General features: G+C 66.9%; 19 protein-coding genes. 6 read left to right on the forward strand and 13 right to left on the reverse strand.

The genetic code is table 11. The annotated features are described in order from the left end of the window. Positions 1-527 precede the first annotated feature (527 nt). The 6 genes from ABFX54_RS03135 to ABFX54_RS03160 all read right to left on the reverse strand — a co-directional run bounded on the left by ABFX54_RS03135 (position 528) and on the right by ABFX54_RS03160 (position 6,576). Positions 528-1,325, reverse strand: a complete 798-nt coding sequence (locus tag ABFX54_RS03135) for an ABC transporter permease (protein ID WP_346101339.1) — start codon at positions 1,323-1,325, stop codon at positions 528-530. Continuing rightward, positions 1,295-2,086 carry an ABC transporter permease gene (locus ABFX54_RS03140; protein WP_346101340.1) on the reverse strand — a complete coding sequence of 264 codons (792 nt, stop codon included), beginning with the start codon at positions 2,084-2,086 and terminating at the stop codon, positions 1,295-1,297. Before ABFX54_RS03140 ends, ABFX54_RS03135 begins: the two co-directional genes overlap by 31 nt. A 382-nt stretch (positions 2,087-2,468) precedes the next feature. Next, entirely contained in the window at positions 2,469-3,680 is a 1,212-nt protein-coding gene (locus ABFX54_RS03145) for a methyltransferase (RefSeq protein ID WP_346101341.1), read from the reverse strand. Continuing rightward, on the reverse strand, positions 3,677-4,732 hold the full coding sequence (locus ABFX54_RS03150) for an ABC transporter substrate-binding protein (protein ID WP_346101342.1): 1,056 nt from the start codon (positions 4,730-4,732) through the stop codon (positions 3,677-3,679). The genes ABFX54_RS03145 and ABFX54_RS03150 overlap by 4 nt, the downstream gene beginning before the upstream one ends. A gap of 138 nt (positions 4,733-4,870) precedes the next feature. Further along, positions 4,871-5,683 (reverse strand): hypothetical protein, encoded by an 813-nt coding sequence (locus tag ABFX54_RS03155; RefSeq protein WP_346101343.1) that lies wholly within the window; start codon positions 5,681-5,683, stop codon positions 4,871-4,873. Further along, positions 5,680-6,576: an SAM-dependent methyltransferase gene (locus ABFX54_RS03160; protein ID WP_346101344.1), complete on the reverse strand. Its 897-nt coding sequence runs from the start codon at positions 6,574-6,576 to the stop codon at positions 5,680-5,682. The genes ABFX54_RS03155 and ABFX54_RS03160 overlap by 4 nt, the downstream gene beginning before the upstream one ends. 366 nt (positions 6,577-6,942) lie before the next feature. Between ABFX54_RS03160 and ABFX54_RS03165 the strand changes: the two genes are divergently transcribed. Together ABFX54_RS03165 and ABFX54_RS03170 are read left to right on the forward strand one after the other, a co-directional pair. After that, positions 6,943-8,187 (forward strand): helix-turn-helix domain-containing protein, encoded by a 1,245-nt coding sequence (locus tag ABFX54_RS03165; RefSeq protein ID WP_346101345.1) that lies wholly within the window; start codon positions 6,943-6,945, stop codon positions 8,185-8,187. Beyond that, positions 8,180-9,091, forward strand: coding sequence for a phosphotransferase enzyme family protein (locus ABFX54_RS03170; protein WP_346101346.1), 912 nt, complete (start codon positions 8,180-8,182; stop codon positions 9,089-9,091). Before ABFX54_RS03165 ends, ABFX54_RS03170 begins: the two co-directional genes overlap by 8 nt. 233 nt (positions 9,092-9,324) lie before the next feature. Here ABFX54_RS03170 and ABFX54_RS03175 read toward each other — a convergent pair whose 3' ends face one another. Together ABFX54_RS03175 and ABFX54_RS03180 are read right to left on the reverse strand one after the other, a co-directional pair. Then, positions 9,325-9,777 (reverse strand): globin domain-containing protein, encoded by a 453-nt coding sequence (locus ABFX54_RS03175; RefSeq protein ID WP_346101347.1) that lies wholly within the window; start codon positions 9,775-9,777, stop codon positions 9,325-9,327. Between the two features lie 313 nt (positions 9,778-10,090). After that, on the reverse strand, positions 10,091-12,766 hold the full coding sequence (locus ABFX54_RS03180) for a hypothetical protein (RefSeq protein ID WP_346101348.1): 2,676 nt from the start codon (positions 12,764-12,766) through the stop codon (positions 10,091-10,093). 873 nt (positions 12,767-13,639) lie between these two features. On the opposite strand from ABFX54_RS03180, the gene ABFX54_RS03185 reads away from it, so the two are divergent. After that, positions 13,640-14,269: a GmrSD restriction endonuclease domain-containing protein gene (locus ABFX54_RS03185; RefSeq protein WP_346101349.1), complete on the forward strand. Its 630-nt coding sequence runs from the start codon at positions 13,640-13,642 to the stop codon at positions 14,267-14,269. 647 nt (positions 14,270-14,916) lie between these two features. Here the strand turns inward: ABFX54_RS03185 and ABFX54_RS03190 are convergent. The 4 genes from ABFX54_RS03190 to ABFX54_RS03205 form a co-directional block, all read right to left on the reverse strand. Beyond that, positions 14,917-15,792: a hypothetical protein gene (locus ABFX54_RS03190; protein ID WP_346101350.1), complete on the reverse strand. Its 876-nt coding sequence runs from the start codon at positions 15,790-15,792 to the stop codon at positions 14,917-14,919. Further along, complete coding sequence (locus ABFX54_RS03195) at positions 15,770-15,991, reverse strand: hypothetical protein (protein WP_346101351.1); 222 nt, start codon at positions 15,989-15,991, stop codon at positions 15,770-15,772. The genes ABFX54_RS03190 and ABFX54_RS03195 overlap by 23 nt, the downstream gene beginning before the upstream one ends. After that, the gene (locus ABFX54_RS03200) at positions 15,988-17,316 is read right to left on the reverse strand and encodes a hypothetical protein (protein WP_346101352.1); all 1,329 of its coding nucleotides are present in this window, start codon (positions 17,314-17,316) and stop codon (positions 15,988-15,990) included. The genes ABFX54_RS03195 and ABFX54_RS03200 overlap by 4 nt, the downstream gene beginning before the upstream one ends. A gap of 773 nt (positions 17,317-18,089) precedes the next feature. Further along, positions 18,090-19,232, reverse strand: coding sequence for a helix-turn-helix domain-containing protein (locus tag ABFX54_RS03205; protein ID WP_346101353.1), 1,143 nt, complete (start codon positions 19,230-19,232; stop codon positions 18,090-18,092). Between the two features lie 576 nt (positions 19,233-19,808). On the opposite strand from ABFX54_RS03205, the gene ABFX54_RS03210 reads away from it, so the two are divergent. Both ABFX54_RS03210 and ABFX54_RS03215 read left to right on the forward strand, forming a co-directional pair. After that, positions 19,809-20,279: a hypothetical protein gene (locus ABFX54_RS03210; RefSeq protein ID WP_346101354.1), complete on the forward strand. Its 471-nt coding sequence runs from the start codon at positions 19,809-19,811 to the stop codon at positions 20,277-20,279. A 196-nt stretch (positions 20,280-20,475) separates the two neighbouring features. Next, positions 20,476-21,513 carry a TetR/AcrR family transcriptional regulator gene (locus ABFX54_RS03215; protein WP_346101355.1) on the forward strand — a complete coding sequence of 346 codons (1,038 nt, stop codon included), beginning with the start codon at positions 20,476-20,478 and terminating at the stop codon, positions 21,511-21,513. Positions 21,514-21,646: 133 nt separating this feature from the next. Here ABFX54_RS03215 and ABFX54_RS03220 read toward each other — a convergent pair whose 3' ends face one another. Beyond that, positions 21,647-22,063: a hypothetical protein gene (locus ABFX54_RS03220; RefSeq protein WP_346101356.1), complete on the reverse strand. Its 417-nt coding sequence runs from the start codon at positions 22,061-22,063 to the stop codon at positions 21,647-21,649. Between the two features lie 281 nt (positions 22,064-22,344). Between ABFX54_RS03220 and ABFX54_RS03225 the strand changes: the two genes are divergently transcribed. Beyond that, complete coding sequence (locus tag ABFX54_RS03225) at positions 22,345-22,863, forward strand: GNAT family N-acetyltransferase (protein WP_346101357.1); 519 nt, start codon at positions 22,345-22,347, stop codon at positions 22,861-22,863. Positions 22,864-23,880 lie beyond the last annotated feature (1,017 nt).

Genomic DNA, 23,880 nt, shown 5'->3' on the forward strand with positions numbered 1-23,880 from the left:
CACCCGCAGGTCACGCAGCCGGAAGCGGCTGCGGAGAGCTTTCGTCTTCCGCGGTGCCGCTTGTCCGGGGGGCGGCAGATATGGCTGCGGATCGCCAACGGTCGTCGATTGAGTCCTCACAGGGGTTCCACCTTCACGTGGTGATGCTCCAGGGATGCGGGCCGCGCGCGGACATGCGCAGCACAGAGTGAGCACCCGGGTTCCGACAGGGCTGAAATGGGCCGTGAGGCTGCGCTGGTGCGCAGCCTCACGGCCGCCGGCCCGCCGCCCCGTCCAGGCCAGCGCGGGGCGGGAAGGCTGTGGGCCTCGCCGAAGGCGGCGGCTGGCGGGTCCACAGCAAGGATGGCGCCAGCCCACACCGGGCTGACCGCCGAGCACATGAGTCAGGCCTACAGCCTGGGCGAGCGCTGGAGTGCCCGTCCGCACAAGTTCGCCAGCGGGCCCAACCTATGCGCCGATGTCGTCGCAGGCCCTGGCCGTCGAAGGCAGGGGGATCGACGCTGCAGTCTCGGCTGGTTACGGCGGCGCTATGCATGCGCCCTCCACGCGAGGTGGCGCTGCTCCAGGGCAACGAAGATCGCGTTCAGCACGATGCCGAGCACGCCAAGGAGCGTGATCACCGACCACATGGCGGCGACGTCGATATTGCCTTCCGCCTCACGCAACCGATAGCCCATTCCATCGGTGCTGCCGGCCATCTCCGAAACCACCATCATGATCAGCGCAAGGGAGACGCTGAGCCGCAGCCCCGCCAAGATCTTCGGCAGCGCGGCGGGAAGCACGATGCGAAACAGCCGGTGACCGAGCCCCAGCCGCAGAACGGCGGCAGTGTCGAGATAGCCCGGATCGATCGAGCGCACGCCCTCCATGGCGTTGATCAGGATGGGCCAGATCACTCCGAACACGATCAGCGCTACCTGCAGCGGCGTGCCGATTCCGAACAAGAGCATGAACAGTGGAAAGAGCGCCGAGGGAGGTATGGATCGGGCGAAATGCAACGCCGGCTCCAGCAGCGCGGACACCACGCGCAGGCTGCCGATCACTACCCCGAGGGCTATCCCCGCCACGGCGGCCATGCCCCACCCGGTCCCTAGCCGGGTCAAACTGGGCAGCAGGTCACTGGCAGCCTCCGGGGTGAGAAACCCGCGGGAGGGCGGACCGCTGAACCACATCTCGTGCATGCGGGCGAGAATCACGCTCGGCGGCGGGAAGTAGAACATGCCGGCTGTGCGTGCTCCTGCCTCCCAGCCCGCGGCGACGGCGGCGGGCAGCCCGAATCGGCGTATCGAGGCGATCACGATGGTTCCGTTCTCGCGCGGCGCCAAGGGAACAGGTGCCGCTCCGCCATGCCGCACAGCGCGTTGGCTGCCATGCCGAGCACGCCCGTCCATAGCGTGCCCGCCAGCATGCGTTCGACGTCGTTGGCGCTGCCCGCCTGAGCGATGAAGGTACCGATGCCGCTCATACCTCCAGCGACGATCTCCACACTGACCGCGACGATGAGCGTGATCGAGACCGCGATGCGCAGCCCGGTGGCGATGAAGGGCGCGGTGCTCGGCAGACAGACGCGCAGCAGCACGGCCAGGGGGCCGAACCCGAAACTGCGCAGAGTCTGCTTGGCCAGCGGGTCGACCTCCGCCAAGCCGTACATGGTGTTGATCAGCAGCGGCCACCAGCTGGCGTAGACGATCAGCGCGATCTTGGCATCCTGGTTTTCCGTCCACAGAAAGATCGCCAGAGGGGTCAACGCCAGGGCGGGAATGGGGCGCAGGAACTCCAGGAGCGGCCGCACTGCCCGTTCCACCGCCGGCACAGATCCCAGCAGGAGCCCCGCGGGCACCGCCGTGAAGACGGCGATGAGCAGGCCGATGCCGCAGGCGGCCAGCGTGGCACCGATGTGCGTCCAGAACTCGTGGTCCAGGGGCAGTGCGACTCCGGTTACGGTCACGGTGGACAAGCGCGGCAGCAAGCGGGGATCGATCAGGCCGCTCCAGCTGGCCATCTCGGCCGCAGCGGCGCCGCCTCCAATTCCGGCCGTGCCGAGCAGGATGCGTTTCCGCGGCGAAAAGAAGGCTGGTGCCCTCATCGCGGACTCCTTGGAGGGTGAGGTCGGGCGGAGGACAGCTTCGGGCCGTGCCCACAGATTGCGGCCGTCCCGAACACCCGGGACATTCGGGAGACGGCCAGGACGACGTTGCTCAAGGTCAGCAGGGTCTTGATCAGACAGCGGACCACTTCCGGGATGACCAGCGTCCGGCCGGTGAGCGCGCCCGCCCGAATCGAGGTCGGGCCGGAACCGATACGCATGGTGAACCCACTTCCGGGCGATATTGAGAAGGGCGCTGGTCCGCTGCGAAAACCGAGCGAGCTGCCATGACCAACGGGGGTGAGCGCAGACGAGATGGCAGGGCTAAGCGGAGGCAGGCCGTGTGGTTCTCTGGCCTGCCGACCGCCTTCCGAAGCTGCCGCTAGTTGCCCGCCTCCGCTGGAACGGCGATCAGCAGCGACTGACCGTGGGCCAGCGACTGGGTCGTGCGGCACCGCAGGCCCGCCTGTTCCATCAACGCGAGCAGTTCCTCCTGGGTGCGTTCCTTGCCGCCGGGGAACATCGCCATCATCCGCAGCCCGAGATCGATGGTGGGGCTGTAGATCCCGGGCTGCGCCGGTTTGGTGGCCTCGATGCACCACAGCTCCGCGTCGGGGCCGCTGTCGCGCATGGCGGTGCGGATGAGCGACAACAGCGTCACGCATTCCAGGTCGGACCAGTTGTGGAGAATCGACGACAGCAGGTAGCGCTGCGCGCCCGGGGAGACGACGGAGAAGATGTCGCCCACCTCGACCGTGGTCCGATCGGACAGGCCCTGATCGGTCAGGTAAGCGCGGGCTCGCGCGACGACATCTGCTCGCTCCACGAGGACCCCCCGCAGGGTGGGGTGGGCGTGCAAGATGGCGGCCAGCACGCCGCCTTGCCCGCCGCCGAGATCAGTCACGGTCTGCGCGCCGACGAAACCGTCCGCCAAACTGGCCAAGTCGCGACCGACAGCGGCGCTGCGGGAGGCCATGAACTGATCGAACAGCTCGGACAGTTCGGACAGTTCGGGCTCGTCGGCCAGGCGCTCGTACGGGTCGCGTGCACCGTCCAGTACTGCGGGATGACCGGTGCGCACCGTCTGGTGCAGCGTGCCGGCCGCCTGCCACCACAGCGATGAGCCGGTGACCTTCACCGCCGCATGCATCGAGTCGTCCGCATCAGGCAACAGCGCCATCCCCGTCGGGGACAGCCGATAGCGGCCACGATGAAGTGAGACGATGCCGTAGCAGTGCAAAGCCGACAGCAGCTGATCCATTATGGCGGTGTTGGTCTCACAGCGTGCGGCCAACTCCTCACCAGACAGTTCCCCTGCGGCGGCCAGACGCTCCGGGCCGCCCACCGTCACGAACGCGTGCAGCGCGGCGAACCGCAACGGGGCGTTGATCATGTCCTGGATGATGTCGCGTGGCGACGTGTAAGACGGCGTCATCGACGGCGACCGCGAACCCTCCGGGGCGCGTTGAGGGAGCAAGGAGGGCGCGTCGTCGCCTTGTGGGTGGCGGATCGTGAGCGGCTTGTCCCCGCCGGAGGTAGACGTGGGCGGCGACGTGGCCTGCGCTCCGCTGCTGCTGTGTTCGGAGGTCGTCACGGGGTCGCTCCTGTGGATGAAGAGACACTGGGGGAAGAGGTAGCCAGAGGGCTGCGCCAGATCACGTTCTCGGCGTTGATCGGTTTGCCGCTGGTGAGGTAGCCGAACTGGAGCATGGCGTCGGCGACCCGCTGATAGCGGCGTCCCTCCAGCGTGGTCGGGAAGGAACCGAGCGCGATCACGGACGCCTTGGCAGGTTCGATGTGCGCGTAGGTGGGGAGGATCGCGGTGACCGCGCTGCGGTCAGTGGCCGCGATCTGCTGCCCGAGGCTGAGGGCCCGCTGGAAGCGGGCCACCACGTCCGCGCGGTGACGTGCTTGTCCCGGGTCGGCGTTGACCCAGCTCGTCGACACCGCCCAGCCGGCGATCGGGAACTGGTCGGTTGGCCCCGACGCCGCATCAGCCAGCTGCCGGGCGCTGTAGTCCGAGGCGCTGTCGGTGATGTACGGCTCGACCTCCCAGCCCACGTCCACGCCGCCGTGGTCGCCGCCGCGCTCGACCGCCTCCGGCATGTCGGGCAACTTAATGAAAACGAACTCGATGTCGTCCTTGCTGAGGTCTTTCTCCGTCGCAAGCGTTATCTCAGTGGTGAGCGTCGCGACAGACTGAGGCGTCGCCACGCCGATACGCTTCTTGCGCCCGCTGCCGCTCCACTTCAAGTCCTTGAGACTCTTCAGAGGCGAATCCTTCTTCACCATCAGGGAGAAGGTGTTCTTCTTAGCTTGGTACGCGTCCGCCACCAGTCGAAGCTTGCCGGGCTGCTTTTCTTCAGTCTGGAAGAATGTCACATAATTGGCCAGCGCAAACTGCCAGGCCCCGCTGAGCAGCTTGGGGACCGCCTCGAGGGTACCTCTGATTTCCTTGAGTTCGATCTCCAGGCCCTCTTGGGCGAAGAAGCCGCGATTCATGGCGATGAACAGCGCGGCATTGTCAGGGATGGGCATGTAGGCAACGGTGATCTTCTCCGGCTTGTTCGGCTGCGGGGCTTCGGTGTTCGTGCAGCCGCTAAGCGCTAAAGACAGCGATACGAGTACTGAAAGCGTTCGTCTCAAGAACATCTCCAGGGAAAGGGAGGGGTGCATGGGAAATGGGAATCCCACGGTGGAGTTCCCGCTCACGACGAACTACTAATCGTCGTGGGCTGCGGAGAGAAGCGCGGCCGACAGAGAATCTTCCGGCCGCGTTGTTGTTCAGGTGGGCGCCGATGGCGCGCGAGGCGCGGTGATCTGCGCCCTCTCTCGGCTCAGGAGGCGAACGGCGTTCGGCAGGGCCTGTGTGGCACGCAACTTCGCGGGCTCTTCCGGGCCGATAGGTGGAAGCCATACGAAACGGGTGGAATCGGTCAGCGCGATCAAGTTGCGGCACACCCCGATGGCCGTCACCCAGCGATTGATCGGAATGGCGGTGGCGCTGTCGTCAAACCGGGAGTTCAGTGCCTTGGCCAGCGCCTCGCCGCCGGCCAGGGCCGGTGAGGCGCGTTCGGCGTCGGTGGCCATGTCGAGGGACAGCTCGTGGATTTGCAGAGTGCCGCATCGCAGCGCTTCGCAAGCGTGCTCGAACTCGGCACTCGCGTCATGAGCTGGCGAGGTGGATCCATCGGCTGATGCGGTGGCGGAATCCCGGACAGCAAGGGGGAACCCTTGGTCATCCGGTGCGCCAGTGTCGAGCTCTTCCGGCGTGGCCCGGGTCGTCAGGCGGCGGACGAGAGCGTCGGTGATGGCGGTGGACAGCGCGGCGGCCGCGGTGTCGATGTCGTCGGCCGCGTGCTGCCCGGCCCAGTCTGCCGGTGCTGACGGGCTGGCCGGCCGCCAGGTGAAGTGGTTGCTGTCCAGTCGTACGAGCATTGATGCCTCGCCGATGAGCAAGTGGGGCTGGCCATTGCGGAACACGATCGAGGCTTCCAGGTGGTGGTCGGCTAGAGCAGTTCGCAGGTCGTACAGGGCGGGCATGGGCGGTTCGTGGCCCAGGCCGTGCGAGGGGATGTCTTCCATGGTGGCGCTCACGCGGCTTCCCGTTGCTGGTATCGGCGTGGGAGGGCCACACCGCCGAAGAAGTTGGCTGCCATGTCAGGCAGCAGGGCCTTGTCGTCCAGGTCGAGTCGCCCGCCACGGACCGGCACGAGGCCAGGCTCGCGCCACGTCCACTCGTCGCCGACCAGCCTGCGGAAGCCGGCGCTCGAACGGGCCGTCATCGTCGCGGCCGCGCCCGAGTAGACCGAGGTCGCCTCCTTGATGGTTCCCTCTTCAAGGTCATCGGTACAGGCATAGCTGAAGATCAGCGCGCTGCCCGGCGGGAGCGCTTCCTGAAGTGTGTCCAGGATGTCCGCCGGGTCGTCGGCGTCGGTGAGGAGGTGCAGCAGAGCGCCCATGACGACGGCGATGGGCTGTTCGAAATCGATCAGCTTGCGAACGTCGGGATGGTCCGGGATGGCGTCGATGTCGCGCACATCGGCTTGGACGACGCGGGTGCTGTCGTTGCCGGTGAGGATCGGGCGGGCATGCACGTGGACTACTGGGTCGATGTCCACGTACACGACGGAAGCGCCTGGCTGCACGCGCTGAGCGACCTCGTGCACGTTGTCCTGTGTAGGAAGGCCCGAGCCGATGTCGATGAACAGGCGCACGCCGTCGGCGGTGACGGCCTCCACCGCCCGTCCGAGGAAAACGCGGTTGGAGCGGGCGGCCTCGCGCCCCCAGGGCGCCACCTTGAGAAGCTGCTCGGCGGCTTCCCGGTCGGCAGGCCAGTGGTTCTTGCCGCCGAGGAGGTAGTCGTACATCCGCGCCACATTGGGCGTGATCGGGTCGACGCCTTCCGGCACCTTCCCGTGTACCGCCGAGGTGAACGGTGAGGCCGTCACGTCGCCGTGCACCGCGCTGCCGGATGAGGTGCTGCTCATCGCTGCTCCGAACCGTGAGCGCAGGAGCGCACCCGCATCCTGGGAAGGCATCGCGGCAGCGCTCATGAGGTTTCACGTGCGAGGTGTCGGAGCGCCGAGATGGTTCTACGCTTCCTCATGGGTCAGGACCTCGATTCCTGATCAAGGTCCCGGGCTCCCTGGTGTTAGCGCACCAGGCCGGGGCCGCCTTAGCTTGGAGGCAGATCACCGTCAGGCTTCCGAGCCGTAGGTGTCTGCTTACGGCCAGCCATACAACCACCAGCCGCGGCTACGGTGGAAGGTGTTGACCTGTTGCCCGTTGTGTAACGGCAACAGGCAGTCAACAGACAACAGTGGTCAACAAGCCACTCGAGACGTGGATGCGCGATGACAACTTTCGGTGAGAAGATGCTGGCGTTGATGGTGGAGCGCGGGATTTCATTGCGTGGACTGGCCAGGCTCACTCACTATGACGTGGGGCATCTCTCCCGGGTCGCCAACGACCACAAGGGCCCTTCTCGGTCGCTGGTGGAGGCTCTGGAGAAGGCTTTGGGCGCGGACGGTGCGCTTACGGAACTGGTGCCGGATCGTGCGGTTGCGCGGCGTCGTGCGCGTGCAGAAGCGGCTGGCCGCTATGACGAGCTTCGAGTGCCCCAATCGTTGGAACTGCGCATCCCACGCATACAGGAAACGGATATTACGGTCATCAGGGATATGCTGCGTGCCCTGATCGCGAGCGATCGGCAGTTTGGCGGCAGTCATGCCCGTGCCTATGCGGCTGACTACCTGCACAATGTCATCACGCCCCGTCTGCAGAATTCCGCCTCCTCTCCCGTTCGGCGTGCACTATTCAGTGTCGCCACCGAGTTCAGCCTGCGGGTAGCTGCCATGCATCTGGATGCCGGCCACCCGAGCATCTCCAAGACCTTGCTCGGCACGGCCTTCGCCATCGCCCAGGAAAGCGATGATGTGACGCTCGCGGCGTGGGTTTTGGCTCGTCGAGGCGAGCAGGAGATCCACGAGGCGATGCTTGCCCGTCGTCGTGACGGAAGTCACGCCTATCGGGCGCATCTCGATCAGGCCATCGCCTACACGACTGGTGCGGCTGCCATGGCATCCAACGCTCCGCCGATGGCGCGAGCGTTTATCCTCACCAAGCAGGCGTTGAGTTTTTCCCTCAAAGGGGATCGTGCAGCGACATTGGATGCTCTACATGCGATCTCGGCGGCTCATGAGAAAGCGGGCAGCCGAGATGAGCCGGAGTGGATGGAGGCGTACGGCTGGGGGCATCTGCAGCACGAGGCTGCTCGATGCTATAGCCACCTCAGGATGGGCGATCACGCCGTTCACGCTATTGAAGATGCAATGCAACTACGTCGAGATATACGCCCACGCGCCTTCTCGATCGGCGTTCAAATCATCGGACTCACCCAGACGACAAGTTTCGATATCGAACGGGTCTGTGCGCTTGGCCATGAGCTGATCATCGCGGCGGCGCAACTGAACTCTCGGCGTGTGAACATTCGGCTGAGTGAAGCGCTGACTGCCTTGTCGCCCTATCGGCAGATTTCCGCTGTGCGGGAAGTTTTTGAGGCTGCTGAGCCCCAACCGCAGGGTGATGTCCGTGGCTGACGACAGCCTGTACGTGGAGATGAGAGCGATCCTTGACGATGTTGGCGAGCGTCTTAGCGTGCCGACGGTGGGGGCTGAACTACTACGCTTGCATAGCAATGCACTTTTCGTGCTCCCTGGCAAGGGCTTACTGGTCCGTATTGCGACGAACCCCGATGCGCTGAATCAAGTCGCGTCTTCTGTGAAGGTGACACGCTGTCTCTCAGAATTGGGATTTCCGTGTATAGTCCCCGCTGATATCAACGGCCAACCTCTGGTGGTTCACGATCGCATCGTGTCTTTCTGGCGTTATGTGGATGCGGTGGCCACGCCAGCTCCAAGCATGAAGGATCTGGGTGAAATCCTGCGCCGACTTCACTTGCAGCCGCCCCCGGCGGGTGTCAATCAATTCACAGACCCGCTGGCCAGTGTGGCCCGCGCTGTTAAGACCATTCAAGAGGGCGTGTCCCGAGAGCACCGCGACTGGCTCGCGAACCGGATCGCCGAGCTGCGCCTGGCATGGAAGGAGGTAGAGTTCCCCCACCCGCTGGGCCTGATCCACGGCGATCCGCACCCCAACAACCTGATGCGGGACCCCTCAGGCCGGGCAGTCCTGGGAGATTGGGATCATGTCGCGGTGGGGCCGCGCGAATGGGATCTCATGCAGATTCACTACATGCATAGGCGGTTCAGGCGCGTGTCGGGAGATCAGCTCGACGAGTTCACGGACGCTTATGGCTGGGATATTCGCGATTGGCCTGGCCTGGACCTCCTGATCGCAGTCCGCGAGCTCAACGGCCTCAGCCCCTACCTCCGCACAGCGGTAGCAAAAGCGTTCTCTCGGGCAGAACTTGCTCATCGGGTGGAATCGTTGCAGAAAGGCGACACCGCAGCTTCGTGGTCGTCGCCACCTGCCGGAGCATAGCGTCGTGACGAGAGAGGTGAATGGATACCTCGGATTCACAGCGTGGACCCGCTGTGTCCGCGACGCAGACCATCATGTTGCTCGGAGAGGGTAGTCTCTCGCAGGATCACCGAGGTGCGCGGGAGGTGTGAGAATGAGACGCCTTCCACTGAGCCGCGCTGATGTCTGCACGAAGCCGTTCAGGCCCCGGCGCGGCGAACCGCGCCAAGTCCAGTAGAAGTCGTGGCGTTGGCTCAGCTGGCTTCGTCCGTGGGCTCGTCTCCGGCCCAAGTCCAGCGGGGGACTGCACGAAGTGGGTGCAGGTCGGCGTCGGTCTCGGCGTGGGAGTTCTGCATGGCGACGTGGGAGCCGAAATCGACGTGCTCATGCACTGCCTTCAGGAAATCCGGGTCGCGAGGTAGCCCGGCTTCTTCGATTGCCTGCATGTAGAGCTCGACGAAGCGTTGCCGTTGTGCTTCGGTGATGCGCAAGCCTCGGTGGACTTTGACGATGTGGCCGAAACCTGGGCCGCAGGTGAAGCGATCGGGGCCGCCGAAGGATTCAGCGGTGAATGAGGTCAGGTTAGGCACGTGCGAGGGCCTGCGTTCGGGGAAGAGCGGCTTGAGTACTGGGTCGTTGAGCAATTTGTCGTAGAAGATTTCTTCAGCGCGGCGGAGAGCTTCTTCGCCGCCGGCATGTGTGTACAAGCTCGTCATTGTCACCTGAACAAAATGTAGTGTCGCAGTAAGAAGATGAAGTAGTGAACCGATTCCTCGCGGAAGATCGGGTCTGCAGCTTACCCGTACAGGAGGCAGTCGCTGAGCGAATTCGGGTGACCGGGTGAACCCGTTCCCGCGATGGCTGCCGGGCCGCACGGAGCCGGCAACCGGCCACCGAAAGGCGCAGCCATCGTGCGCGGCCCGTGGCGATGCTCTCCGCTGAGGGCGGCGGCGGCCGCGGATGCAGCGGCCGCTCAGGCTCTTCCCCCGCCTTGCGTTTTCGGCGGCAAGCCACAGCGGTTCATTGGTCTGCTGCCTCCTCCTGATCTTGATCGATCAGTGCGTTCATCAGCCGGCCGGCGGCGTAGGGGGCGCCGCCCTCGACCAGGGAGCGCAACTCCTCGATCCGCCCCTGCTCGGCCAGCAGCGAGCCCAGGTGGTCGGCAGCCTCGTAGTGGCCGGCCGCGACCATGTCGCGCAGACCGGCTTCGTGGCCTTGCTGAGCTAACATCCGGGCGAGGCATCGGGCGGCACTGTGATGGCCCGCATCGGCGAGTTCGCGCAACTCTTGCGTCCTGCCCAGCTGGGCGAGCCGTTCGACGGAGTTGCCGCTTCCCTTCTCGGCCGAAACATTCAGGTCTTTGGACAGGTCCGGCTCGGCGAGCAAGCCGGGAGGCTGGAGCGCGGCAGGGTCGTGGTCGGTGGGGGCCCCGGGGCGTAGGTCCTGGTTTTGTTCCTTGTCCGCGCCGTTCAGGGCCGGCAACGGAGACAGATGATGGGCGGAGGGGTGGAGCTCGGCTTCGTCGAGGGGGACCAGGTCGACTGTGGGGTCTGCCTCGGCCGGCGTTTCGGCCGGTTCGGCGAAGGCGTCAGGGCGACTGGTGCCGCGGAGGGTGTGCACCATGGCGTTGGCCTTGTCCGTCTCGCCACGCTCTTTCAGCAGCTTGGTCAGTGTGCTCACCACGATGGGGTACCGCCCTGCGGGCGGGATGGCCTGCAAGGTGGTGATGGCGTCGTCGGATCTCCCGCGCTGGATCAGCGTTTCGATCAGCTGATGTGCGGCGTAGGGGAAGCCGGCGTGGGCCAGGTCGCGCAGCTCGGCGATGCGGCCCGCTTCGGCCAGCAAGGACGTCAGCCGGAAGGCGGCCTCCTCGCTGCCGGCGTCGGCCCGCGTGCGCAGCTCGTCCATGCGGCCCGCTTCGGCCAGCAGGTAGGCCAGCTGCCAGTCCGCGAAGGGGTCAGCGCTGTCGGCGGCGAGCTCGTAAGCCAGGGCGAGGGCGTCGTCGGTCTTGTCCTGCTCGGCCAGCAAGTCGGCCAAGCGCCAGGCGTAGGAGATCGCCTGGCTGCCGTGGACCTCGAGGACGGCCTGGGCCTCCTTAGCGCGGCCCAGGTCGACCAGGTGGTCGACCAGGAGGTCGGCGATGATGGCGTCACCGTTGTCGGCCAGCGCGCGTAGTTGCCGGATCTGATTCTGGCCGATCAGCAGACGGGCCAGCGGCCTCGATGCGTCGTTGCCGTCCGGGACGTGCGCCCGATACAGCAGCTTCTTGGCGGTGCTGAACAGCATCCGATACTCCGCCGCGTCCGCGATACGCACGAGATCGTCACGGTCGTGCACATGCTCGATCAGCGCGCGCCAGGCCGCTGCGGGCACCGGGGTAAAGCGGCGCCGGCGCGCGAGCTCCTGGAGCAGGTAGCCGGCCACGCGGTAACCGTGTACGCCCATGGCACCCGGCGGGGCACTGGCCTGCAGCACCGCGGTGGGCCCGACGAGCGGCTGCGTCAGATAGGCCATGGCGGACTCGAACCAGTCGTGCGGCGCCGCGCCGCGGTGCCGCTCCTGGCCGTAGCCGGGCGCGGCTTGGCGCAGGAAGCCGATGCTCAGCGGGGACAGCACCCCGAGCCGGGCAGCGTCGACGTCGGCCGCCAGGACGGCCGCGGCGCAGGGATCGGCGCCGTCGGCGCGGCGGGCCAGCACCGGTGCGCCGGCGATCGCCGGGAACAGTTCGACCGCGTCGATGCGCAGCCCGGCTTCGAGATGGCGGTCATCAGCGGCGGCTGCCCGGGCCCGCGCCTGTTCGGCGGCGCTCAGCCGGGCGGGGATGGTCAGCACGCTGGCGTGCTTGCGCACCACCTCCCACGCACTGACGTAGGCGCGGGAGTCGCCGGAGCCGATCTCGCGCGCGTACTGCTGGAAAAAGTCCTCGCGCAAGGTGGCCACCAGCAGCACCCCGGATCTGGTCAGGGCGCGTACCAGATGCGGGGTGAGGCCGCCCCTCCCGCTGAGATGCTGCTGCAGCTCATCCAGCCACACCACCAGACCTGCGAAAGGATGAGCCGCAGCCTGGCGCAACTGCTTGGCATCGGCGGGATGCAGCAGCCATCTGTGCGGCAGCAGATGCCGGATCGCCTCGTAGGCGCAGCGGGTCTTGCCTGCCGACGATGCGCCGACGAGCAGCAGGAACTGTCCTGTCGCCTCGGCGGCGGCGCGCTGGATGCGCGCGCGCAGGCCGGCCGCGCCGGTGTCGGCGTCCCGCTCGACGTAGGTGGGCAGAGCGCCCGCGGCGCCGGGCACGTCGATGGCGGCGTGAACTCCGAGCGCACGCGGGTCGGTAGCGTCGATGCGGACCAGATCGACCAGGCGGTGAAGAGCCGATGTCCCGCCCGGGCGGCCCACGGCGCGTTCGCGGGCGGCCTGCCACGCCGCGTGCTGGTCCCGCGGAACCCCGCAGACACGCAGGAACGCGGCCAGCGTCGCCTCGCTGGGCCGGCCTTTGTGGTACAGGTCGTTCACGGTTTGCTTGGTCAGCGACTCGGGCGGGGAGAGCTTGCGCGCCTCAGCGGCGATGGCGGTCGGGCCCCGTCCGCCGGCCAGAGCATTGAGCGCCCGCCCCAGCTGCTCGCAGGTACGTACCAAGCCCGGGTCCGGCGGAGTGCCGGGCCGGCCGGAACCCGCGCCCGGGCGGGACGCCGTCATCGCGCCACCCGTATGGGGCCCCGCCAGCCGGCGCAGCGGAGCAGCACGTGCGGCCCAGGTGATCCCTCCCGCGCCATCGCGAGCAGGCTGGTCCGATGTGTCCGGCCGGTCCGAGACAGCTGCCGGACACGGCGTGCGGCCCGCCAATGGAAAGCACCGGCCCGGACAGCGGGCCGGTGCTTTCCCCGAGCGACGGAGCGCAAAAGATGCATCACCTGCACGAGTTCATCCCCTTGGCCGTGGCTGCCGTCAACCTCATCACCGCACTGGTCAACCGGGGCCCCGCCCGCCGCCCAGGTGAGCGTCGTCGACGTCTCGGTTCCGGCAGCCGGCGAAGGGCCAGGCCGCGATCGTAGCCGCCCGCGATCGCGGTGCGGCAACGAAGGCCTCCGCCTGCGCTGGCGCGTCCTGGTGGTGTGCCGGCGGCCGGGCCCACCACCAGGACGCGGGCGCAAACGTGGTGACCCCGCGCGGCGCTGCAGCGATGACTGCGTCGGCCACCCTGCGGTGCCCGGCCCCGGACGAGCCGCCGGACCTTGCGGATCTGGGGAGGCGGCCGCGTGTCGCGGTTGCCCGACATGGACCCGGCCAAGACCAAGCGGTGCAGCGCCCCTTCCGAGTGACATGGCCGAGCCCGGCTCCCAGCTCTCTACCGATGGCGCGGGGGTTGCAGCGACGGTTTCCTGCCTTTGCCCCGATTCTGGGCGACCGGCCGGTGACGTTACAGCAGACACGCCCAAAGGCGCAGGTCACCTGCTGTTCGACGACGCCATCGCGGGTTCGGTCGCCGGTTCGAGATATTCGAACCGAGCCCCGCCTCGCCTCCTGACCATGGCACATGCCCGGCCCGAGAAGGGGCCGGAAGGAACCACCATGCGCCGCTACGCCCTGCCCGCCGCCAGCGCCGCCCTCACCCTGCTGCTGTCACCGTTGACCGCCGGCGCCGCCCTGGCCAGCCCGCCCGGCATCCCCACCGTCGACGAGGCCCGCTCCGAGCTCGACACGATCACCATCGCCGAGGAGAGCAACGCGGCGACCTACGACCGCGCCAAGTTCATCCACTGGGCTCGTGTCCACGGCGAATGCGACACCCGCGAAACAGTACTTATCCGCGACGGCCACAACGTCGAAACCGACGCCAACTGCCGGGCCCTCTCCGGCCACTGGATCAGCCCGTACGACGCGGGGGAGTGGAGCGACCCGCAAGACCTCGACATCGACCACATGGTGCCCTTGAAGCAGGCGTGGGTGAGCGGAGCCTGGGCGTGGACCAGGGACAAGCGCAAAGCATTCGCCAACAGTCTCGACGACTCCCAGCTCTGGGCGGTCACCGACAATGTCAATCAGTCGAAGGCCGACAAGGACCCGGCCGCGTGGAGGCCTCCATTGACGACCTTCCACTGCGAGTACGCCCGCTCCTGGATCGACGTCAAACACGACTGGGGCCTGTCCATGCAGCCGAGCGAGAAAGACGCCCTGCTGGAGATGCTCTCCACCTGCTGACTGCCCGACCGGTCTTCGCCGACAGCGAGGCGCATCTCATGCACCCCTCCGCCAAGATGGCCCTGGCCGTCCTCGCCGGCGCATGCTGCGCCTTCACCTCGAGCCCGGCATGGGCCGCCGCTCTTGCAGGGAAGGATCCGATGTGTACGGCCCTCTGGCAGACCACGGGCAGGATTTCCAAGACCGGATACGCAAAGATTGCCCTGCCCGGCTGCGCCCCACGATCAGATGGGCTCGCGGGGACCGACAGCGACTGTCAGACCGTTCACCCCGGGCCACACCGTTTCCCGCGTTCCACGAGACGTTCGTTCCTTCGACGGCACCGACACTGCGGACCCCGCGAGAAGGTGTCCGAGGCGCGGCCCAGCCGAAGCGTTCGTCCCGCGCGCAGCCTCGGCCAGCCAGGGCAAGCGGATGGGCGACCAGCGCTGTCGAAGCCACATCGAGATGCCGGCCACGAACCGGCGTGCGCCTCGGCATGAGGAGCGGTGCCAGAGCACGGGCTCGGCGAGCTGACGCTATGACCACGCGAGCATGCACCGCCCACCGCCTGCGAGCGGCCCATCCATCCTGGAAGCTGTGAGCCGCCCTGGGTAGCGATGAAGGCGGCCAGGCACAGAATGCGCTGAACGCCGGCCTCTAGAAATCTACAGTGTAAAGGCGGCCGGTCGATATAAGCCGCTTCGCGGCAAATACAGAAGCACGGGCTTCGCCCGTACGCCCTCCACAAGCTCCACCACTACCTGGCTCATTGCGACGGCACAGCCACGGCGGGCCGGCACCGAGAGCGCTGGTGAACGCCGATGGTCGGGTGGTCGTGATCGATACAGACGACGGTGTCGGCTCTGCCGTGAGTGGGTTGTTCGTCCACTTCCATGACGGTGGACTGCGCCAGTGTTGGAAGCGTTGAAGACGGCGCTGGCGGGTGGGTTGAGACATCGTCTGATCAGGCCGAAGTGCGTGTCGTTCGGCTGTGTTCGGTTGCCCAGCTGGTCCGCCAGCGCCATCTGCTGCGCGAGGGTGACGCCGCAGTACCCATCGGCGAGGCCGAGGCTTGTCGATCCGGTGACGGTGATGCCTGTCTCGGCGAACTGGACGGCCTCGGCCTTGGTGACCGCGTCCGGGTAGGGCGTGACCAAAGCGACCTTCCGCACGCCGTGCCTGCGCAGCTGCGCGACGATCGCCTCGAACGCGCTCACCACGAGCACCGGTGATGCGGCCGTGACGTCGGCGAAGCGCCCGGGCCGGGTGAAGGCCGCCGATGTACAGGCCAGGTACACCCGGTGCAGCGGGATCTGGGAGAGCTGGTGGAGCGCCTGCGGCACGGCCTCGATCAGCCCGGACAGAAAGTCGTCATCGAGGGCTGTGCCGCCGCAGGCGGGGACCAGTCGGGCGTAGTGCCACACCGTTAGGCCACGGCCCCAGCCCCGCAGTTCGGCCTCCACCACCGTGTTGGCCCACGGCACCAGCACACCGGCGTGCGATAAGGGGCGGTGATGATCAGGCACCTGCTGGAGAGCCATGGCGTTCTCCGTAGACGTAGCGGGGGGCGTGGCCGGTAATCGTCATGTCGGCGCTCTCGTAGAGCGGGCGGGCGGTGTCGCGTTCCACCACCTGGATGGGGTACGAGCCGAGCCGCCGGTGCCAGGTGCCGCGGCTGGTGACGAAGAACGAGTGCAGGCCGGTGATCTGCCGTCCGGTGGGGTAGACGCGCTGCTTCATCGGCTGGTCGAAGATGTGGTCGATGTCGGCCTTCCAGCTCGTGAAGTGCTCGGCCGAGGGAAGCGGCCCCTGTGCCTGGATCGCGGCGAGCGGCGTGCCGGGGTAGGCGCGGGCCTGCCGGACGTTGATGCGGTGGGCACAGCAGCCCGGCGTCCAGGATCCGGGTCAGCCCGGCGAGGTTCTCGTAGTGGGTGCGGTGGGTCTCGCCGGGCAGGCCGTAGATCAGGTTCAGGCCGGGGAGCAGGACGCTCAGCCCACCGGGGCCGACGTGCGCACCTGCCTGGTTCACGTGCTCGACCGCGCGCAAGAGAATGTCGGGGGTGCAGGTGAGGTTGTTGCGCGTGATGACCTTCGGGTCGAAGGACTCGATTGCCCATCGGCGCGCAGTTGCCCTCGGTGCAGTACAACGCGACCAGCCGGGCGATCTTCGCCCCTGACGGCGAGGCCACCGCGAGCGGGTCGGCGTTGTCGATGTGCAGCGTCACCAGGTCGGGGGCGGCCGACTCCCGGATGCCGGCCAGCAGCTTCTCGATCGCTCCGGCGTCGCGGTTCATGTAGGAGAAGAAGCAGGTCTGCTGCCCGAGCCTGAAGTGCCGGACCCCGGCGGCGTGCAGGATGGCGACCTCCGCCAGGACGTCCTCGACCGGCCGGAAATCCACCGTAGGGGCTTTGACCGGCTCGTTGCAGAAGTCGCAGAACCGGCGGCGGGTACAGCCGCGGTACAGCTCGATCTCGGCGATCGGTGTCCACCGCAACTGCTCGATCAGGCCGCAGTAATCGACCCGGTCGGCGGCCAGTCGCTCGTACGGCGCGGCCTGCCGGCTACCGGAGCTGAGGCCGGCTGAGGTGAGCGTATGGGTGTGAACGGTGTCGAACAGTCCGCCGTAGCCCGCGGGGTCGGCCAGCGCGTAGGAAGCCAGCGGGCCGAGCAGCACGCGGCGGCCGCGAGTACAGGCCAGAGCCCGCGCGATCTCCTCGACCGAGCCGTTCTGGGCCTGAAGGTGTACCGACGGGACGGCGTCCCCGGCGATCACCACGGTGAGGGCGGCGTCGCCGAGTAAGCGCAAGGCTTCCTCGCGGTTGGTGGTGACCGAGTAGGTGAGCCGGTCAGACAACGGAAGCTGCTCGTAGGGCCGGCCGCCGTTGAGGCACCAGCGAACGTCGTCGATCGTGAGGTAGGCGACCCGGGCACGCGGTTGCACGGAACGCAGCGCGCCGTACGCGGCTCGGGCGTAGGTGGACAGGTACGGCGGAACCCCCAGCCCGGAAGGCTCCACGGTATAGCAGTCCAAGATCAGCAGCGTGGTGCGCGATGTCGTGCTCATGTGCACTCCAATCGTCAGCGTGCCCACGCGGGCGTAGGCTCGCCTGCTTGGTCCTCGCTCACAGATAGGTCTTCCCCGCTCTGGCATCTTTGGCTCGTTCAGATGCGCCGCAGAAACTCCTTCTCTGGCTACTGACGTTGGCATGCCCGTGGCGCGTGCGCTGGCCCTTTGTCCCCTTTATGCGCTGCTGGGCCGCCAGACGCTGGGACGGGCCGTGACCATGCCGAGGGAGCACCTGATGGCGGGACAGGCACTCACTGGCCGGGATCAGCGTGGCCTCGGAACCCCGCGCACCCAGCAAATGCCCAACAGGTCGGCGTGACGGGCGGGTTCTTGCTGCCGGCCCGAGGAAGTGAACCCCTATTGAACACTTGCTTGGCGTTGGTCACCGGGAGGCCGACCTGCTCGCAGAGCTGCCCAAGGGCGTCGCCATCGGCCCACGCCGGGCGGTCCTACTCACCAGCAGGCTGGACTACAGCTGTGACCGCGCTCCCCTAATGGATGCCAGCGGTGCTTTCCGCACCACGGTTTTCGGCTGCTGGCCGGACCGAGGCCAGTTCTCCGCCGCGGCGATGACAACAGCGGTGAGGCTGGATCTCTCAGCGCTGCTGTCATCGCCGCGGCGACCCTGTTCGTGGTCATTGCGCTGCCGGCGTGAGTGCAGTGGGCGGAAACGGAGCTAGTAGCTTCGCGCCCTTCCCGTTTTTCGTGCTCCGCGACGATCTAGCGGGCTAAGGAACACCATAACGGCGTACAGCCCATTGTTGCCGCGGTCAAGAAACGGGAGGTGCTGAAATCAGCATCTCTTGCAGGCGGGCACGCGCGTCACGGATTTCATGCATCCGTTCCCATGACTTGGTCGTGTACAGGATCTCCTGCGCCCGGGAATTAACGCGAGCTGAGCTGACCAAAGGCAGAGCACGTGTGAGCGTCTCCATGTATTCGGCCGCGAGACTTGGCCGCCCGGCACGGATAGCGGTCTGAGCTTGACGGCCCACATACTGAGCCTGAAAAAGCAGCGAATACCGGCTCATCGCCTTAGCGGCATCGCGCAGAAGGGCGTCGGCACGGTCGTAGTCTCCCAGCTGGCTCAATCCGATGGCCACGTCACCACCAAGAGCAGCCTCCGCAAACGGGCTCAGGGAATGGGTGCCGAGGGCGGTCTCCAAAGCCTGCCGCGCATCCCGATCATGCTCCCCGGCCGCGACAAGTGCCCGCCCCAGTCGCATGTGCAGACTGGATGTCCTGCTCGCGGGCAGGTCGGGAATGCGCAGGCCGCGCTGGGCGTACTGGGCGGCTCGCGTCGCGTCCTTCTTGTAAAGGGCTACGCGGCTCAAGACGTCATAGGCGCGAGCTTGCGCTGGGAAGTGTTGCGCGTGGAAGGCAAGCTCGAGCGCGAGAGAGCCGGCGCGCTGGGAAGTGGCCAGCCTGCCGGCGTCATAGAAGGTGACACTGACCTGATACATCAGATTTGAGGCTGCTTTTTGCGCTTCCTGATCGAGGGAAGCGATCGTCAGCGCGCTCACCTGCTTGATGTGTGAGAGAGCGCGTGATGTCAGAGGTAGCCCGCCGAGCTCATATCGGCCGCGCGCCAGACTGTCAGCCAGGGTGCTCAAGTAGCCGGAATCACGGTAGGGATGGGCGCCGCCGGCTGAAGGCACGAAGACGACCGATGCGGCGGCTGTCAGAAACTCCCTGCGATCCACGGGCTCCTCCACACTTGGTGAAAAGCAAACCTCCCAATCAACCCGCGAGAGAAGCTCCTGTGCTTTAGTCACTCCCGTGTCGGAGATGCCGCTGCAAACTCTTGAAATCCAAGCTTGCGACATCCCAAGGCGCTCAGCGAGCTGGGCCTGACTCCAGCCGCGCTGCGCCATGATCGCCTTGAGTGCATCGGGGAGGGTCCGGGCTTCCACCAGCTGAGCGTATAGCGGAGAGGTATTGACTCGACAGCGTCTCTTACCTCTGACGCATACCCGTACTGGTCTCACGGAAACTGACACGGGAGCATGGCGGCCCCAGCCAGGGTGATCACCTCTGCAAGGCGTGAGGTGAGACGTGCGTGCGGAGGTGATGATGCGCTCAGGCGGAGCAATCAGCGCAAATTCTGCCCGAATGGTGATAATTCTGGCAAATGGTACGTGTATGGAGCATTCATGGCGAATGGGTTTTCGAAGAAACTCCGGTTGCCGAGCATCGACGGACGCGCCGGCGGCTGGCTCTGTTCTGTCTCGGGTTATCAAGCCTGACGCGCGCCCAGGTGGTTTCCGGCCGTCCAGCACGGTGCCGCTCGGCCCGGACGCGGCGCGGGCGGCTTCAGACCCCACGAGCTGGGCGGTTGATCAGGACGGGCCGGTGACGATGCAGCCAAGGATGCCTCGCAAGACGGCCGGTCGCGCCGTCTCCTGTGTACGGGGCGGGCACAAGTGCACAGGGCGGCTCGGGGCTGCCGGAGAGGCCGGGCCACGCCTTTCAAGGCTGATGGGGGAGGCGTGATGGAGCATGACGAATCCAACGTCGATGAGCCGGGGTATGTGGAGGCCCGGCGGGATGAGTTCGGACCGTTCGTACAGGTGCGGTGGGGCTCGCAGGTGAGCTGGCGAGTGCGGGCGTGGGCGTGGGCGTGGGCGTGGGAGAAGTTTCTCCGGGTGGTCAGCTCCGGTGTGTACAGCCCGGAGCGGCTGCGGGAGCGGCGCGACGGGGTGGAGGCCGCTGACAACGATGACCCGCCGCAACCAGTGGCGGTACCTGGGGCATGGGTGCGGTTCACGATCAGCGAGGAGCTCGGCCAGGTGACGCTGACCGGGTGGAAGCCGAAGATCTTCGACGTTCCGCAGAAGGTGCGGGACCAGTTCGTGACCGCCGCACGAGCGGGAGCGTTCAACGGCTTGGCGCGCGACTGGCGAGGCTTGCCGTGTGACAACGGAGAGCAGCGGGAGACGCATGACGGGAACGGACCGTAGGGACGTGTGCCAGTCAGTCATGAGGGCGAGGAGCCTGGGCGCCCCAGCCTCGCCCTTCAGCTCCCCGGTTGATCGTGCTTTCTGGCCGGTCGTCACGCGGTGGACGGCATCTTTCGTCGGACAGAGCAGGCAACCTCCAGGGTTGCTGTTACCCGCCCTGCGAAAAGATCAGATGAGAGTATGACAGGAGTGTGGGATGTCGACGGTGCTTGAGCAGATCCTGCAGCGACTTCCTGAAGAGCCGCGCAACATGACTGTGAGAGAGCTGCGCGAGGAGATTCCGTGTCCGGTGACGGCGGATTATCTGCGCAAAATCCTGACGAGGCTGGTGCATGCGGGCGCGGTGTTGAGGTCGGAGCTTTCGGAAGCGGCCGGAACTCAAGGCGGGGGCACGAGGGAACGGGCGCGGGTTGCCTACAGCAGGCCGAACCTCGAGGCGGTCGGGAACGGGCCGGTGGGGGGCCGGGATGCAGTGCACGTGGGGTGGCCTGGCGATCGCGGCACGCAACGGCAGGACGATCGGGTACGACGGCTGATCGGGGCCGGGTTTGATCTATTCGGCCGGTCGGGTTTTGCCGCGACCCGGGTTCAGGCGGTGGTGCGGCGGGCTCAGTGCTCGTTGCGGTCGTATTACTCCCTCTACGGGACGCAGGAGCGCTTGCTGGCGGCGGTGGTCGATCGTTGCACCGAGGATTTGGCGGCTGCGGCCTGGGAGCGTTTGGGGCAGTCTCGTGGCGGCCGGGTCAGTGACGTGGGAGCGGTGATAGCGGCCTATGTGGAGATGGCTGTCGCTGATGCTCGGCTGTTTCGGATTGTGAGCCAGGAGCGTCATCATCTGGTGGGCGTGTGTGCCCGGAAACATCCGTTGCTGACGGTGGGGGCCTTAGCGGCCTCGGGCGGCCTAGCGGCCTCGGGCGGCCTAGCGGCCTCGGGCGGCCCTGGCGCAGGTCCTGGAGGGGTGGGAATGAAGCTGGCCTTGGGGGCGGCAGCGGGTGCGGTGGATGAACTGCTAGGCGAGCGGCAGCATGATGGAGACCTGTCGGTAGGGCAGATCATCGAGTGGTCGACGACGGTGCTGTCGGCCACGTGGGAGGTGTCTGTCGTCAGTGGCCGCGGGGGCTTCGCGCAGGAGCCTGAGATGAAAGGTGAGGGACGCGCTGGCTGGCTCGTCGAGACTGCGCTCGACGCTGTGTTCCCGCCCGACGCTATGCCCGTTCGGAAAAGTCGGCCTTGACGTCCTGCCTCTGTGCGGTGCACGCGAGGGGCACAAAGCAGCACGAGCAGAGGCAGACTTTCATCACGCTGGCGGTACGGAGATGACGCGGCGCGCGGCGGGCATCAGTGCTGGTGGCCGGTGAGGCGGCTAATTAGATGCGCCAGCGTGCCGCGGCACAGCGGGCCTCGGCCGTGATCCGCTCTGTAGTCTCTCGGCGGATGCCACCAACGGGCCAGGCGGTTCCCGACACCTCCACGGCCATCAAGTGCCGGTGCAGCCGCCGGCCACCGGCCCGCACCGCCTTGGCGGCGGCAGGGTCAACGAGGTCGATCATCGCCGCAGCGAGCATCCATCGCGATCTCCACCGAGCGACCGCGATGCCTCGATCGGTGCTGGTAAGGGCATGGCGCATGTCCGCCCGCAACTGGGGGAGCGTGGTGATCAAGCTGGCGGCCGCCTGCCGCGCCAGCCGCCGGCCCGGCCACGCCTTGACCCGGAGCCTGCCCCATCGCCCGGCGCCGCCGGTGACGGCCGCGGCCGCAGCAGCCCAGGTGATGCCCGCACGCATGTCCCGGACCCTACGCGCGAGCGACCCAACAGAAGATCAAAGCCGTTTCTCGCGGCCATCAAGGACGACGATCCCGTTTCACGAAACGTCGGCGCCTGGTCAGCCCCGCCGGCTCGCGTTTCGACAACGGGGAGGCCGACCGGCAGAACACCGGAGGTGAGGATCCTTCGGCTGACTGCCGCCACCAGGCTCGTGCCTACAATGCGCCATGGTCCACATCAGTCAAGCTCGGCGCGGCGACGGGGACGCCGTTGAGGCGCTGGCGGCGCTCGCGCTGGGCGATGCCCTGGATGCCGGCCCCCGGGCGCAGTGCCTTCGCCGCGGCGATCGACAAGACCGGCGGACAGATTCCGTTACCGCATGGACACGGCGTGGTCCTGATTGCCACCACTGTCGGCGCTGCTGGCGCCGGCCCTGACCCGTGCCAGGTGGCCGGCATGCTGTACAAGTGCCCGCCCATCCGGTTCATCGACGAATGCGCCGATGAGGGAGACACGGTTCAGCGAGGTCTGACGCGTCTGCTGGCGGAGATCGAACTGCTCGCAGTCGCGCCGCACGCGCGTATGCAGGGGATCGGTGGCGCTTTGCTGTCAGAGGCCGAGCAGATGGCACGTACCCGCGGCGGCAGGCTGCTGTATGCCAAGGTGCGTGACGCCGATCGGCCGGTGGTGCGCTGGTATCGCCGGCGCGGCTACCGGCCGCTGGCATGGGGGGAAACGGTCGACGTCGTGGTCGCGAGGCGGAGAGTCGGCTTCGCGGCAGGCGCGGACGGTTTCCGGGTGATGATCAAGGCGCTGTGATCGTTGTAGTCCGTCGTACCACCCGCACGGGCTTCTACCCGGCGGCTGGGGGCGGCTGGTGTCTGCGCCAGGCAGTCGTCGCATCGGCTCAAGCCTCCTCACAGCCACCATGACCGGCGGGAACCTAGCAGGACAGAGGTGACCGCACCTAGGCTCACCTCGGGGTGGACTGCGTTCGTCAACGCGACATCCAGGACGTGTACCTGGGGCCGTGTTGTATCCGTCGTCACGCTGTGCGCTCTGCTCGTGAGTGATGGGCTCGTGTGCGTCGAAGCAGAGCGACGCCGAAGACAGCCGAAGACATGCGGCCGGAGGTAGCGCGCCCGCCGAGCTCAGCAAGGAACGGGGACGGCTACGCCAGCACCGCGGAGTGGATACGGCACCAGCATCACGATCCCGTTGTCGCGCCGCCCGTCTGACGGAGGTGCGTTCGGATGGCCGGGCCCGGTGCACATGGACGCGGTCTGGCAGGTGATCGGGACGGTAATGGCCGACTATCGCCCTGGTCAGCTGGCTAGAGCCGGCCGGATGACGGCGACCGGGCGCGGCCGCGACCCATATCGGTCGGGGACTGCCGGTATTGCCGGCACCTGCGGCCTGCGGTCGATGCCCGGCAGTTATCCGCGTGGAATGAAAAGGACCGGACTGGCGACATTGTGATCGAGCAACGGCGCGCGACGGTGGACGCCGACGACGAGGAGCCCGACGACGGGCAGTCTCCGGCAGCAGCGGACCAGCTACTACTGCCGCGCGCAGCTCAGTACCACGTGGAGCGTCCACCTCGGCTCGCTTGCTCTGGCATGGCGGCCGTAACGCGCCGGCCCGTTCCGAGCCCGATCGGTCCTCACCCGGCGAAGGGTAGTGAGGACAACGTCCCTTCAACCCTTCGATGGGGACTGCAGGATCACGCCAAGTCGATGTCGGCCCACCTGATTGTGACGATCTTCGGCGGGGTGGTGTGGGTGCCCGCCAGCAGGAATGCGAACAGGACGAGGAACTCCGCCCGGCGTGCTGACC

The sequence above is a fragment of the Nonomuraea maheshkhaliensis genome (genome assembly GCF_039529435.1).
In the GTDB taxonomy this organism is placed as follows: Bacteria; Actinomycetota; Actinomycetes; order Streptosporangiales; family Streptosporangiaceae; genus Nonomuraea; species Nonomuraea maheshkhaliensis.

What these genes read in the sequence shown, in the direction of transcription:
- ABFX54_RS03140 (WP_346101340.1), bottom strand. Translation starts at nt 2,086, where the DNA reads ATGAGGGCACCAGCCTTCTTTTCGCCGCGGAAACGCATCCTGCTCGGC.
- ABFX54_RS03160 (WP_346101344.1), bottom strand. Translation starts at nt 6,576, where the DNA reads ATGAGCAGCACCTCATCCGGCAGCGCGGTGCACGGCGACGTGACGGCC.
- ABFX54_RS03165 (WP_346101345.1), top strand. Translation starts at nt 6,943, where the DNA reads ATGACAACTTTCGGTGAGAAGATGCTGGCGTTGATGGTGGAGCGCGGG.
- ABFX54_RS03180 (WP_346101348.1), bottom strand. Translation starts at nt 12,766, where the DNA reads ATGACGGCGTCCCGCCCGGGCGCGGGTTCCGGCCGGCCCGGCACTCCG.
- ABFX54_RS03185 (WP_346101349.1), top strand. Translation starts at nt 13,640, where the DNA reads ATGCGCCGCTACGCCCTGCCCGCCGCCAGCGCCGCCCTCACCCTGCTG.
- ABFX54_RS03190 (WP_346101350.1), bottom strand. Translation starts at nt 15,792, where the DNA reads ATGGCTCTCCAGCAGGTGCCTGATCATCACCGCCCCTTATCGCACGCC.
- ABFX54_RS03195 (WP_346101351.1), bottom strand. Translation starts at nt 15,991, where the DNA reads ATGAAGCAGCGCGTCTACCCCACCGGACGGCAGATCACCGGCCTGCAC.
- ABFX54_RS03200 (WP_346101352.1), bottom strand. Translation starts at nt 17,316, where the DNA reads ATGAGCACGACATCGCGCACCACGCTGCTGATCTTGGACTGCTATACC.
- ABFX54_RS03215 (WP_346101355.1), top strand. Translation starts at nt 20,476, where the DNA reads ATGTCGACGGTGCTTGAGCAGATCCTGCAGCGACTTCCTGAAGAGCCG.
- ABFX54_RS03220 (WP_346101356.1), bottom strand. Translation starts at nt 22,063, where the DNA reads ATGCGTGCGGGCATCACCTGGGCTGCTGCGGCCGCGGCCGTCACCGGC.
- ABFX54_RS03225 (WP_346101357.1), top strand. Translation starts at nt 22,345, where the DNA reads ATGCCCTGGATGCCGGCCCCCGGGCGCAGTGCCTTCGCCGCGGCGATC.